The organism is Bacillus sp. FSL K6-3176 (assembly GCF_038003325.1).
In the GTDB taxonomy this organism is placed as follows: domain Bacteria; phylum Bacillota; class Bacilli; order Bacillales; family Bacillaceae; genus Bacillus; species Bacillus altitudinis.
Map to the genome: position 1 here is coordinate 2120267 of NZ_JBBOOX010000001.1, position 12433 is coordinate 2132699.

Below are 12433 nucleotides of genomic sequence, written 5' to 3' on the forward strand. Positions count from 1 at the left end.
TATCCTCTCTTATATTAAACCATGTATAAAACAAAAGGAAAAGGCTTATTCGCCTTTTCCTCGCTTCCTTTTCTATAGGTCTTTATATATAGGTTCTGCATTTTTTAGCTTATCTACTCTTTCTTCTTTTCCAGTATCTGCATTAATAAACATTCGGTATGTGTCGTTTTTAATGGTTCCTAAAAACTCATAGCAGAGAACTTCCTCTGACATATCATTTTGAACAAGAGCTACATGTGTATCCTCAATCTTCACATGTTTATTTAAGGTCTTTTCAGCTTCTTTTCGAGAAATCTTTGGTGCTTTTATGTCACGTTTTCTGTGATTCATTAAATAGTCTTTCGCTGAGAATCCCACAACCTCACCATCATCTAAAGCGACTTTCATTCGAATGCTATCTGGATAAAGCAATACGTTATTCTGTAAAGGGACATAGGTAAATACGCCGATATTATCAAATTGCGCACTCTCATCTAAATGAAATGATTCAGTATCGAATCCATGCTTCTTTAAGAAACTTAGTGCTTTTTCTGAGGCATCATTTAAACTGATTTTTTGTTTTTTCACTTCACGGTTCTGAAGAAGATAAACAGGATGGCCTCCTTTTTCAGTCAAGTCTAAATAAAAGTTTGCTCGGCTATCTGGGTCTGACATTGACAGGCTGTAGACATCACGGTTCGTTTTACTCCCACTTTTTCTCACCTTGAAATCTTTGTTATGGTCAGGCGCAAATTGCTGGGCGATACGGATCGCTTCTTTTTTTGAAATCTTTTGCCCTTTTAAGTGATTGTAGCCTTGCGTTTCTGATTCAGTTGACACATTTGTAGGGCCAAGATCAACATCTGCAAACGCATCAGCATTTCTTTCAACGGTTTTTAATCCGTCAATGATGGTGTTGTCGTTTTTTCGATCTCCATCAGCCAGTGCCATTTCAACATCCATCCATTTTAAATTTTTGTTGAGTACGAGATGTTGCACTTGTCTAAGTTCGTTTTGAATATCTGCCGCTTGATCATATAAAGTGGTAATGGTTTTGTGTGTATCTTTGTTTAATGGTTCATCTGATAAAGATTTAAGTGACGATTTATAGCTAAAGTCACCGACATTCGCTAGAAACTCTTCTGTTTTGTTAAAAGGCATCAATGTGAGCGGAAGCTGACTGACATTGTTATGCGCTTCTGATGACATTCTCCATACATCTGCCAGTGCTGGAGATATAGATGTTTGGCTATTCATCGCAAGTGTTGCGCCAAGTTTATCGTGCAGCTGATCGACTTGATACGTTAAATCATGGAAGGCTCTTTGATAGTTGTTCTCTGCATGAAGCAGTACTGCATCTTTTTCTTGATGCTCCTTATAGCCCCAGTATCCTGTTGAGATGACAGCAATTCCTAAAATAGCAATCAATATTCCTCTGATCATTTATTTACACCTCTTTTTATTCACAGAAAATATGTTTCCCGATTCGTTTAATTTGTGGTCTTCCCCAAATCCATGGGCTTGTCGCTGTATCAGGATTAAAGTAATAAACGGCGCTTTCAGATGGGTCCCAGCCATTAATGGCATCAAATACTGCCTTTTTAGCGGTTTCATTTGGCGCCATATAAAATTGTCCATCTGCTACAGCAGTAAACGCAAGCGGTTCAAAAATGACACCAGCAATCGTGTTTGGAAAGGTCGGGTTGTTTAAACGGTTTAAGATGACGGCTGCGATCGCTACCTGTCCTTCATAAGGTTCACCTCTCGCTTCACTATAAACAGCTTGTGAAAGAAGCTGAATGTCATTGCTTGAAAAACCACCTGGCATGTTGGCTGCTGTTTGTTTCGGCGTTTGATTTGCTTGACCATTTCCTGACTGGTTTCCAGACGAGCTGTTTCCTCCGCTTTGACTTTTTTGATTCTCTTTTGCACCTTGTGCTGTCTTTTTTTGCGTGTTTCTTTGCGCAGGAGCCTTTGTTTGCTGATCAAGAGGTTTCCCGCCATAGTGCGTAAACTGATTCCCTTTTTGCAACTGCTGTTGCACAAACTCTTTATAGTATTTCGTCTTTTGAACTAATAGGCTTTTTGTTTTTTCCCCTACGAGTCCATCGACTTTCTTTACACCAAACTGGTTTTGAAAATTGCGCACGGCCCAGTAAGTTCCCCAGCCATACACACCGTCTATTTTTCCATTGTAAAAACCATTGTATTGGAGCCTTGCCTGGAGCTCGACGACATCTTCTCCTGTAGCTCCCCGCTGAATCACTTGATTTGTGAAAGCTTCACTTTTTTCAGCTGTCATCAATGAAGACGCGAGCAGAACAATTGAGAAGATAAGGACGATTTGTTTCATGAAACGAGCTTTGTCCATATTTAATCCTCCTGTACTTTTGATGTTTGAATATATGTTTCTTCCGATCCCTATTTTTATACATTCATCACAGGAGGGAATTGGATGGAAAAGACAAAAAACGCCCTAAAGACGTATAGGACGTTTTCCAATTTAAATTTGTACCATCTTCACCGCACGGGCTTTTTTGGCTTTCCGCAGACCAAACCACCATAAAAAAATCATGAACGGCAACATAATATATCCCCAATTTTTCATGCCAAGAAGAATGAAATCATATAAGCCATGAAAAAGGATAGGAAGTATTAAAGAGAGAATCAGCCATTTTCGCTGCTCTTTTTTATCAGAGAAGCGAGCTTTACCTATATAAAATCCCATCACCACACCAAATAAAGCGTGGCTTGATACAGGCAGCAAGGCACGTGTAAACGCGTACTCTACCCCATGACCCACTAAGTATAGAATATTTTCAAGTGTCGCAAATCCAAGCGAGACACTTGTTCCATAGACAATCCCGTCATAGTGTTCATCAAACTGTACGTGCGCATAGACACTGACCATTAAAATAAACCACTTTAATGATTCTTCTAAAAAACCCGATGTCACAAATGAAATCACGATAGGATTCGTGGCGATATTTTCCTCTTGGAGGACATACTGAATAAACATGGTTGGAAACACAAGTATGACACCTAGCATAAAAGATCTGATGACCATATGAACCGGCTCATTGTCGTATTGATCTTTCAAATAAAAATAACTTAAAAGTGCGATGCCGGGAGCTAAACCTGCTGAAATGATTGCGATCATAATCAGACCTCTTTCCCTACATTATCCTTTATTATCGTACCACGAATCACCCCTTTTTTATATGACTCGAGCCCAATTTCCCAAAAATAATCTTCTATATAATCCCAATTTACATAAAAAAGAACTGAATCCCTTAGAAGGACCCAGTTCTTTTTTTAACCGTTGATTCTTTTGTTGATTTCTTCTGCAATTAACCCGCCATGAAATCTTCCATTTTCAATGAAAATTTCGTTGGCGTTGTTACCAGCTGCAATGACCCCTGCAATGAAAATACCTTCTACATTTGTTTCCATTGTTTGTTCATCAAATGCTGGGCGGCCTGATTCTGGATCGATCGTTACACCCATTTTTTCTAAAAATGAATGATCAGGATGATAACCTGTCATCGCAAACACATAATCACTTTTCACTCGATCCGTTTGGCCCTGCTGGTTTGTAAAGACAACATCCTGTTCTGTGATTTCCTTCACCTCTGCACCAAACTCCATTCGAATGGTGCCATTTCGAACAAGCGCTTCAAACTCTGGTAAAATCCAAGGTTTGATGCTGGATGAATATTCAGTTCCTCTATATAAAACCGTCACCCTGCTTCCACATTTCACAAGTTCCAGGGCAGCATCAACACTAGAGTTCTTCCCGCCGATCACCGTCACATCTTTATCAAAGTAGGGGTGTCCTTCTTTAAAATAATGATACACATGAGGAAGGTCTTCCCCTTTTACATTCATATAGTTAGGATGATCATAGTAGCCAGTCGCAATCACAACATAGTCACATGTATAGTCGTCTTTTGATGTATTTATCGTAAAACGGCCATCTTTTTTCGTCACAGCGTTTACCTTTTCAAAAGCATTCACACGCAGGCTTTTTCGTCTGACCACCTCTCGGTAATAGGAAAGCGCCTGAATACGAACGGGTTTCCGATTTTCAGTGATAAAAGCGACGTCACCGATCTCAAGCTTTTCACTTGTACTGAAGAAGGTTTGGTGTGTAGGGTAATGATAAATACTGTTGACCACATTGCCCTTTTCAATCACAAGTGCATCAATCCCAATTTGCTTGAATGCAATGGCAGCTGATAGACCGCACGGGCCTCCTCCTATTATGATCGCTTTTTCTTGTTTCATTTGTTCCACTCCTGTCGTTTCACTGCAATAACAATTGCTGGGCTGTTTGATTCTTTGCATGATTCCATAAAAAAATCTCCTATTTAAGGATAGGAGATTTTAAGGCGCGATGCAAATAAGTCGCTTAAATCCAGCCTCTGAATCGAGAAGCTTCAGCCATTTTACGTACACCGACCATATATGCTGCTAGTCGCATATCAATACGGCGGTTTTGCGCCATTTCATAAATATTATTAAATGATTTCACCATCATATCTTCTAAACGAGTTTCCACTTCTTCTTCTGTCCAGTAGAACCCTTGGTTATTCTGAACCCATTCAAAGTAAGAAACAGTCACTCCACCCGCACTTGCAAGTACGTCTGGAACAAGCAGTACACCACGATCTGAAAGAATTTTTGTCCCTTCCAATGTCGTTGGTCCATTTGCTGCTTCTACGACAATTTTGGCCTTAATGTTTGCCGCATTATCTTCTGTAATTTGGTTTTCAATGGCTGCAGGTACTAAGATATCACAATCTAGCTCAAGCAGCTCTTGGTTTGTAATTGTATCATTAAATAATTTAGTGACGGTTCCAAAGCTGTCACGTCGGTCAAGCAAGTAGTCAATATCGAGACCATCTTCATCATACAAACCGCCGTAAGCATCTGAAATTCCTACGATTTTCGCTCCGGCATCATACATAAATTTAGCCAAGTAACTTCCTGCATTTCCGAATCCCTGAACGACAACACGAGCCCCATTGATGTCAATTCCTTTTTTCTTCGCCGCTTCTTTGATACAGATCGTTACACCTTTTGCCGTTGCAGTATCACGTCCATGTGAGCCTCCAAGAACAATTGGTTTTCCTGTAATAAATCCTGGCGAGTTAAATTCATCAATTCTAGAATACTCATCCATCATCCATGCCATGATTTGAGAGTTTGTAAACACATCTGGTGCTGGAACATCTTTTGTTGGTCCAACGATTTGGCTAATTGCGCGAACATAGCCGCGGCTTAGTTTTTCAAGCTCCCTAAATGACATTTCTCTTGGATCACAGATAATACCGCCTTTTCCTCCGCCATAAGGAAGATCCACAATACCACATTTTAAACTCATCCAAATTGAAAGCGCTTTTACTTCTTTTTCAGTAACGTTCGGGTGGAATCGAATTCCGCCTTTTGTTGGACCGACAGCATCATTATGCTGCGCACGATAACCAGTGAAAATTTTCACCGATCCATCATCCATACGTACTGGAATTTTGACCGTTAATAGGCGAATTGGCTCCTTCAGCAATTCATACACTTCTTGCGGATAGCCCAATTTATCAAGCGCTTTATGTATGACGGTTTGAGTTGACTTTAAAACATCTAGCTTATCTTCTGCGTTATGAGCGGCGTTTTGATCGGCTGCCATTAAAATAAACCCCCTAGAAATCTTTCATGATCTACTGCTCCCTTTCAAGCAATAGTATACACCTTCGTACTGGTAAAGCAAAGGTAAAAAGCGTTTTTTATCAAAATAAAATATCAGCGTTTATAAATATAAAAATGGATATAAAAAAATACTGTTGTTTCATCACAACAGTATTAAATATAATAGAAAAAAGTGATTAAAAATACAGTTGAATCGTTTTCACTGCATCTTCCTGCATGATCACTTTTCCGTATTCTTTTAACCGGTGAATGGTTAATGTCGTCGGTGAACCGAACTCCGCTAAAATAGAAATGACCGTATCTGCAGACAGTTCTTCGAAATCATCTAGGCTGAGAAAATATTGACCTTCATAATGGTAAACTGTACCCCCTAAAAGTCCAATACGACTTAAACTATGGGACAGTTGAATCACATCTTCAAACGAGGCAAATTGATAAAGCACATGCTTGCTCTCGTCGAGCTTGACTTGCATCTCAATGTAATCTTCATCAAACTCATCATCAGCATCTTCCTGCTGACTCTTTGTCACAATGACGACCATCCCCTGCGCCTGAAGAGAAAATACTTCAACAGCAATCGGTCCATTCGCTTCAAAACCGAGCTCCTGATTCGCTTCGTTCATCATGTCTTTAAACAGCTGATGAACTTTGAACGAATCTTTCCAAAGGTCTTCTTTCGTAAGACCTCGGTCTGTCAGATCATCTAGTGTGAGAAAAATTTTGATTTTATTATAATTCAGACGCTCTAGCCGCATAACGTTCCCTCCTGCCTCTTCTAACACACATCATACTGTAGTATATGAGATGATGAGTCATAGGTTCTTAATTTTGTATTCAGTTTACACTGTGTCAAGACGGAAGACAAGCATGAAGCTATGCTTACGGTGACTTTTATGGAAAATATTGATGGGGCATCAACTTAGCGCGTTTTTAGCGGCATTAAATAGATCAGATGGGTTTCTGGTTCTGCTCCAAGACGCATCGGAATCTTTGTTGTTCCGTAACCATTACTAATCAGAAAGAAAGCACCTTTGACTTGGCCTGTTCTTCCTTTTTCATACGGACCAAATTTCCCAATACGAATTTGACCCCCATGGGTATGACCACTCAAAACAAGATCAATTCCCTCTTCTTCACTCATCAAGTGATGCACATCTGGGTTGTGTGATAAAAGGATATTCACATCTTCTTTGACAAACTCCGGCCGTATCGCTTCATAATCTGCTTTTTCAAGCCGGATATCATCGATTCCGCCTATTTTAATGGGCTGTCCTTCAAAATCCCACACAGCCGTCTCATTTTGCAATGTCGTCACCTGATAGGTATGGAGGATGTCTTTAAGTTTTTGCTGATGCAGCTCATGGTCATTATTCCCCCATACAAAATACACCGGGGCAATCCTTGCTAAACGTTTCACATTTTCTTCGACTCTTGCATAAGGGACTCCCTTTTCAGCTAAGTCCCCGCCGATCATAATGACATCAGGCTGCTGCTCTTCTACTTCTGTTAATAAAGTATCACTAATTAGACGGCGATGTGTATCAGAAATAAAGAAAATGACAGCAGGTCGATCTGACTGCAGTCCTTCTATTGTAAAGTAATGCTTTTTGATGTTGTTTTGTTTTGCCGTTTTCACCATTTTCGCTGTTACACACACACCTGTTGTCACAGCTGCTATGGCAGCAGTAAATCCGATGGCATATTTCATTATGAATGACTCCCTTGTATCAGCTTTCTTTTATAGGACGCTTGAATGAAAAAAGACGTTTCAACTGTTTAAACGTCTTTTGCTCATTTATTTACTTTCATAATAGAGGTTGATGTCATATTGCGTCTGCATGAAGTGAAAAACGGCCTCGCGCTCTTCCCACTGATTTGATTGAGGCCATAAATCTGTGCTTTTCTGTATAATTTCACATCTGAGCTTATGATATTCATCCTCAGCCTTTTCTTCTTTTTTCTTATAATAATACGATGCGTAAAAAGCAAACACTTCAGCCATGATCCAAAACAGAAACACTTCATGGCCAAGCAATGTGGCAATCATCGCTTCCGGCTGCAGGGAGCCCCCGCTATTAGCTGTTATCACAAAATAAAACAGAAGAATCGCAAGTGATAAAAGGGCTGTCCATTGCCACCTTTTGCATTGTTTTGCAAATCCCTCGTATTTGCGTTTCCTTTTGATCAATGTTTCAATCATTTTCTGTGTAGGCTGATCCATATAGCGGCTGATTGCGTGCAATGTCATCACATACACCCTTGTCCCTTTTTTCTACATATGTATGTGCTTTTCGATTCATTCATGTCAAATATTAATTTTCTAATGGGATATTCAATACTTGTCCGCTGTACACGCTATTTCCTTTTAAATGATTGTAAGCTCGAATTTTCTCTTCCCCTGATCGGTTTTGATAATACTTCATGGAAATTCGATACAAGTTTTCCTCTGGTCCAACAGTATGCTGCACGACACGAACAGGCTTTTCTTCCTGCTTCTTCTTCTCTTCTGCTTCTTTTCGCTTTTTCTCTTCTTGCTGTTTTTGAAGAGCGAGCTGCTGCTGCTCACGCTTTTTTGCAGCTTCGGCCTTTTCACGCTCAGCCTTCTCTTTAGCGGCTTGTTCTTTTTTCTTTTGCTCTGCTTTTTCTTTTGAACGCTGCTTTTCTTTATCAGCATCTTTCTTTTTCTTCTCGTCATCAGATGCATCCGCTTTGTCAGCGCTTGAATCATTTTTTGTTTCAACAAGTGCTGACGGGACTGGATCTGTGTCAGCACTCGATGTTTTATCAATATATACACCTTGATTGTTATTATCGTTAATTTCCTTTGATGTGTAATAAATCAACAGGAAGAAAACCGTGACGACAATAATAGGAAAGATAATAGCCAGTGTCGTAAACAATGGATTACGCACCTTTTTGGTTCGCTGCTTTTTATATTCATGAAAATCTTCTCGTGTAGGAAAGTGAGAGTCATCTGAAGGATGCACTTTTTCTTCTTCAAGATTTTCCTCTACATCATCATCATGGATGTTTGTCAGCTGCTGCTTTTTTCTCTTCATTCTCGACATTTCTTCCATGTTCATCCCTCCCCCAATATTTAAAACGAATTTGACATGCAAAGACTAAGTCAATGACAAAGTGTGTCATGACAGGAACGAATAAATTCCCTGTCCACTCGTATAAAAGTCCTAAAAAAATACTAATAGAAACCACAAGGATAAACAAGAGTATTTTTGACAAGTAGCGAAAGTGAAGAAGTGCAAACACAATGCTTGCAATCTCCAGTCCAAATTGCTGCTGAACGATCCCGCGAAATAAAATTTCTTCTGAAAAGGCAATGAGCAGCGTTAACCAAACAATATGCGGGATGCTGCGGTTTTTGAACATTTTTTCATTTAATCCGCCATCATCATACATATGAGCCGGAAACACCTTCATGACAATAGCGTCGACAATAATCACAAGCAAAGCGCCGCCAATTCCATAAGTCAGGATACGCATATCTCGGATCTGCCATAGGGCTGTAAAATCAGTCCAATGATCAAACATAAACATCCCTAGTAAAAAAGAGACAATCAGCATGAGCAGCTGTGTGAAATACAACTGTTCTACTACTTGTCGATCGGTTAATTTTTCAATAATACGGCGATGTTGTTCAATCAATGCTGCGCCTCTTTTGTCAGGTGAAACAGACGATCCAGCTCGGTCTTCCAGTGTTTCATTTCATTCAGCTCCAATGGTTGATCTTTTTTTTCGTAATCTGATAGGTCAAGTCCGCATGAAGAGCAGCAGTTCCCAAATGAAGCGTCCTCCGTTAGATCAAGCTGCTCATCAAAGTATGATAACAGAGATTGCCTAAAGCAGGGATGACCAGTGATATGCTCTTTAAACTGCCACACTTTTTTTAGCTTCTCTGTTTGTCTATCCTGCAGCTTTTCTTTCAGCTTCTTCATGAGCAAACGGGGCTGTTCAGTTTGGTACATCATGTAATAATGCGAGAGCATTCGCGCACGCGTCTCCTGAAGCCCTGCTTCCATCAATTGTTCACGTAATTTCTTTTCATCATTTATCGGCATTTGTGATACTCTGGCTAAGAAAAAATCAATTTCTGGATCATCAAAACCTTCTGCTTGAATCAAATGACTTTGAATATCCGCATCCTCTTCTGTATATAAAAGAACGCTCACACTATTTTTCCCGTCCCGTCCAGCTCTTCCAATTTCCTGCATAAATGCTTCAATTGACTGAGGCGGACTCATATGAATCACAAAGCGTATATTTGCTTTATCAATTCCCATTCCAAAAGCACTTGTACAGCAAATGAGATCAATTTGACCACTGATAAATTGCTGCTGGATCAGCATGCGGTCTCCTGACTCCATTCCGCCATGATAAAACTCTACACGTTGATGCGTTTTTTGTTTCACCAAACGTGAGATATCTTCTGTCATTTGCCGGGTCGGACAATAAATCAGCCCAGGCCCTTGAAGGGTTTCCACAAGCTCAAGTGCTCGTTTCTCTTTTGCTTCTTTCGTTTCATGCGCCTCTTTTAATAGTGCAATATTCGGCCGGTTGACTGAATGAATATGAACATCTGGATGCTCTAGCCGCAACGTTTGCACAGTATCTTTTAAGGTTTGTTTCGTCGCAGTTGCCGTTAGTGCTAAGGCGACAGGATTACCGAGCGCTTCCCTCCATTCCCCAAGCTTGGAATATTCCGGGCGGAAATCATGTCCCCATTCCGATATACAGTGAGCTTCATCTACAACGAATAGACCAACATGCATCGCTTTGAGCTGCTCTACCAATACCTCTGACATAAGCGCCTCAGGTGCGACAAATAAAAATTTATATGATGGCAAATGCCGAATAATATGTCTTCTTTCCTGAAAGGACAGTGTACTGTTAAGCGCAGCCACTCGCTTTTCACCGCGCATTTTCATGCGTTCTACTTGATCTTCCATGAGTGATAAAAGAGGTGAAATGATCAGCACTAACCCGTCTGTCAAATAGCCCGGAATTTGATAACAAAGTGACTTCCCGCCACCAGTAGGAAGCATGGCAACCGTATCTTTTTGTTGAAGTACACTTCGAATAATGTCCTCCTGACCTGTTTTGAAGGCATCATAACCAAAGTATCGCATCAGCGTCTGATGAAGCTTATCCACTTGCTTTCACCATCCTTGTCAATGCCAATCGTATTTGAAAATAAGTAAATGAATGCTCGAGACTTTCTTTGATCAGCTTCATCTTGTTGGTTTGGAGCTGACCGGCTACCTCATGTATCGCCTTTTGAGCTTCACTGCTGACATATGGTTCGATCGAGAAGCTCGGCTCATGTATCGAGAGCTCCACAATATGATCTTCAATTGTCGCTTTTTTTAATGAACGAATATGAGCAATCTGATCAATACTGAACCCTTTTTGTACAAGCTCAAGCGTTTTATGGGTAGAGGTGGTCAGCACACGTTTGAATTGAAGATCATCTATCATTCGCTGGATGATCGGTGCCTCACCTTTTTGCGCACATTGAATAAAATAATGGAGCACATTCCAAAAAAGCAAGTAAACATACCATACATCTTCTTTCATCCATTCCGCCATTTGCTGGTACGTCCGTCCGATTCTTTCATTGGAAGTCAATGAATAAACAAAAAGCAGTGCCTCTTGATCAGTTAAATGAGCCAGAAGTGTTTCAAGCTCATGATGGATATCTTCAGAAAGCTTTTTCTTCTGGTGATATTGCGAGAAAAAGGATTTCGTCCAGTTTTGAACCGATATATCTCTTTGAATCGGCACATAGTGTTGTGATCTCGCTGCATGATGTGAAAGGACCTGCACAAGTAAAGACAGCCTCATCCATAACACCTTTGCTTTATCATGATACTTGGCACCATCAAAATAAACTGGCATCGGTTTTTCAGCAAAACGCTGACTTAGCATACTTATTCCTTCATCTGTGGCAATGAATGTATCCTCTGTCTTTCTGCTGATTAAGTGCTGCTCTAGCAGCCTTTTTACAGAGCGGTTCAGCTGATCCCTCGTAAAAGCTGGATAGCAGCCGAAGTAGCTAGAGAGCTGAAACAAACTTGCATCCTGTATCGTTTGAGATGATTTTTTTCCTTTAAAAAGATGGTAGACAGCACTAATGGAGCGTTCGCCGTTCAATTTATGTACGCTGTCCATCAACATGACATCCAAGTAATGAATCGTCATTGACCAAAGCACCTGTCTTCCTGACAAAATTCGAATATTTTCTCCCTTTATTTTAACAGATTTCATTGAAGAAGAAATGTTTAAACTCAATTAATGGGGGAAAGTTATGAACAAACCCTTATGTGATAAGCATTCTCAATCACTTTACAGTTGAAATGTGAATTTAAAATCATTACAATAAGGTTTGAGGAAATTGGTTTTTTATCGGTGAAACTAAAAAGGTTAAACCATTTGTTCCATCGAACAATCTGGGAGGTATTTTTTTAACATGGCAAAATATACAATTGTAGACAAAGACACATGTATTGCTTGCGGCGCATGCGGTGCAGCTGCTCCAGACATTTATGATTATGATGATGAAGGCATTGCATTTGTCACGCTTGATGACAATCAGGGGACTGTAGAAGTTCCAGAAGTACTTGAAGAAGATATGCTTGATGCATTTGAAGGTTGCCCAACTGACTCAATCAAAGTTGCGGACGAAACTTTCGATGGTGATCCACTTAAGCATGAATAGGATAAAAGCCCCTTT

At 40.1% G+C, this 12433-nt stretch carries 13 protein-coding genes; 1 reads left to right on the plus strand and 12 read right to left on the minus strand.

Going from position 1 to position 12433, the window contains the following annotated elements:
• Window positions 1–72: 72 nt before the first annotated feature.
• The 12 genes from ypeB to MHB38_RS10980 all read right to left on the minus strand — a co-directional run bounded on the left by ypeB (window position 73) and on the right by MHB38_RS10980 (window position 11901).
• Window positions 73–1422, minus strand: coding sequence for a germination protein YpeB (gene ypeB / locus MHB38_RS10925; RefSeq protein WP_116307088.1), 1350 nt, complete (start codon window positions 1420–1422; stop codon window positions 73–75).
• Between the two features lie 16 nt (window positions 1423–1438).
• Window positions 1439–2350 (minus strand): spore cortex-lytic enzyme, encoded by a 912-nt coding sequence (gene sleB, locus MHB38_RS10930; RefSeq protein ID WP_017359767.1) that lies wholly within the window; start codon window positions 2348–2350, stop codon window positions 1439–1441.
• Window positions 2351–2482: 132 nt separating this feature from the next.
• The gene (prsW, locus tag MHB38_RS10935) at window positions 2483–3139 is read right to left on the minus strand and encodes a glutamic-type intramembrane protease PrsW (RefSeq protein WP_008344507.1); all 657 of its coding nucleotides are present in this window, start codon (window positions 3137–3139) and stop codon (window positions 2483–2485) included.
• A 155-nt stretch (window positions 3140–3294) separates the two neighbouring features.
• On the minus strand, window positions 3295–4266 hold the full coding sequence (locus tag MHB38_RS10940; protein ID WP_017359768.1) for a YpdA family putative bacillithiol disulfide reductase: 972 nt from the start codon (window positions 4264–4266) through the stop codon (window positions 3295–3297).
• A gap of 124 nt (window positions 4267–4390) precedes the next feature.
• A complete protein-coding gene (locus tag MHB38_RS10945; RefSeq protein WP_007500982.1) occupies window positions 4391–5665 on the minus strand; it encodes a Glu/Leu/Phe/Val family dehydrogenase in 1275 nt (424 codons plus the stop codon).
• Window positions 5666–5861: 196 nt separating this feature from the next.
• On the minus strand, window positions 5862–6440 hold the full coding sequence (locus tag MHB38_RS10950) for a genetic competence negative regulator (RefSeq protein ID WP_007500984.1): 579 nt from the start codon (window positions 6438–6440) through the stop codon (window positions 5862–5864).
• Window positions 6441–6604: 164 nt separating this feature from the next.
• Window positions 6605–7393: a metallophosphoesterase gene (locus tag MHB38_RS10955; RefSeq protein ID WP_019744025.1), complete on the minus strand. Its 789-nt coding sequence runs from the start codon at window positions 7391–7393 to the stop codon at window positions 6605–6607.
• Between the two features lie 87 nt (window positions 7394–7480).
• On the minus strand, window positions 7481–7933 hold the full coding sequence (locus MHB38_RS10960; protein WP_050827356.1) for a DUF2663 family protein: 453 nt from the start codon (window positions 7931–7933) through the stop codon (window positions 7481–7483).
• A 64-nt stretch (window positions 7934–7997) separates the two neighbouring features.
• Complete coding sequence (locus MHB38_RS10965) at window positions 7998–8762, minus strand: LysM peptidoglycan-binding domain-containing protein (protein ID WP_019744027.1); 765 nt, start codon at window positions 8760–8762, stop codon at window positions 7998–8000.
• Window positions 8707–9348, minus strand: a complete 642-nt coding sequence (locus tag MHB38_RS10970; protein WP_008344498.1) for a CPBP family intramembrane glutamic endopeptidase — start codon at window positions 9346–9348, stop codon at window positions 8707–8709. Before MHB38_RS10970 ends, MHB38_RS10965 begins: the two co-directional genes overlap by 56 nt.
• The gene (locus MHB38_RS10975) at window positions 9345–10853 is read right to left on the minus strand and encodes a RecQ family ATP-dependent DNA helicase (RefSeq protein WP_008344495.1); all 1509 of its coding nucleotides are present in this window, start codon (window positions 10851–10853) and stop codon (window positions 9345–9347) included. Before MHB38_RS10975 ends, MHB38_RS10970 begins: the two co-directional genes overlap by 4 nt.
• Window positions 10846–11901, minus strand: coding sequence for a helix-turn-helix domain-containing protein (locus MHB38_RS10980; RefSeq protein ID WP_017359772.1), 1056 nt, complete (start codon window positions 11899–11901; stop codon window positions 10846–10848). The genes MHB38_RS10975 and MHB38_RS10980 overlap by 8 nt, the downstream gene beginning before the upstream one ends.
• 268 nt (window positions 11902–12169) lie before the next feature.
• Here MHB38_RS10980 and MHB38_RS10985 point away from each other — a divergent pair, with 268 nt between their 5' ends.
• A complete protein-coding gene (locus MHB38_RS10985) occupies window positions 12170–12418 on the plus strand; it encodes a ferredoxin (RefSeq protein ID WP_008344492.1) in 249 nt (82 codons plus the stop codon).
• Window positions 12419–12433 lie beyond the last annotated feature (15 nt).

What these genes read in the sequence shown, in the direction of transcription:
- ypeB (WP_116307088.1), bottom strand. Translation starts at nt 1,422, where the DNA reads ATGATCAGAGGAATATTGATTGCTATTTTAGGAATTGCTGTCATCTCA.
- sleB (WP_017359767.1), bottom strand. Translation starts at nt 2,350, where the DNA reads ATGGACAAAGCTCGTTTCATGAAACAAATCGTCCTTATCTTCTCAATT.
- prsW (WP_008344507.1), bottom strand. Translation starts at nt 3,139, where the DNA reads ATGATCGCAATCATTTCAGCAGGTTTAGCTCCCGGCATCGCACTTTTA.
- MHB38_RS10940 (WP_017359768.1), bottom strand. Translation starts at nt 4,266, where the DNA reads ATGAAACAAGAAAAAGCGATCATAATAGGAGGAGGCCCGTGCGGTCTA.
- MHB38_RS10945 (WP_007500982.1), bottom strand. Translation starts at nt 5,665, where the DNA reads ATGGCAGCCGATCAAAACGCCGCTCATAACGCAGAAGATAAGCTAGAT.
- MHB38_RS10950 (WP_007500984.1), bottom strand. Translation starts at nt 6,440, where the DNA reads ATGCGGCTAGAGCGTCTGAATTATAATAAAATCAAAATTTTTCTCACA.
- MHB38_RS10955 (WP_019744025.1), bottom strand. Translation starts at nt 7,393, where the DNA reads ATGAAATATGCCATCGGATTTACTGCTGCCATAGCAGCTGTGACAACA.
- MHB38_RS10960 (WP_050827356.1), bottom strand. Translation starts at nt 7,933, where the DNA reads ATGACATTGCACGCAATCAGCCGCTATATGGATCAGCCTACACAGAAA.
- MHB38_RS10965 (WP_019744027.1), bottom strand. Translation starts at nt 8,762, where the DNA reads ATGGAAGAAATGTCGAGAATGAAGAGAAAAAAGCAGCAGCTGACAAAC.
- MHB38_RS10980 (WP_017359772.1), bottom strand. Translation starts at nt 11,901, where the DNA reads ATGACGATTCATTACTTGGATGTCATGTTGATGGACAGCGTACATAAA.
- MHB38_RS10985 (WP_008344492.1), top strand. Translation starts at nt 12,170, where the DNA reads ATGGCAAAATATACAATTGTAGACAAAGACACATGTATTGCTTGCGGC.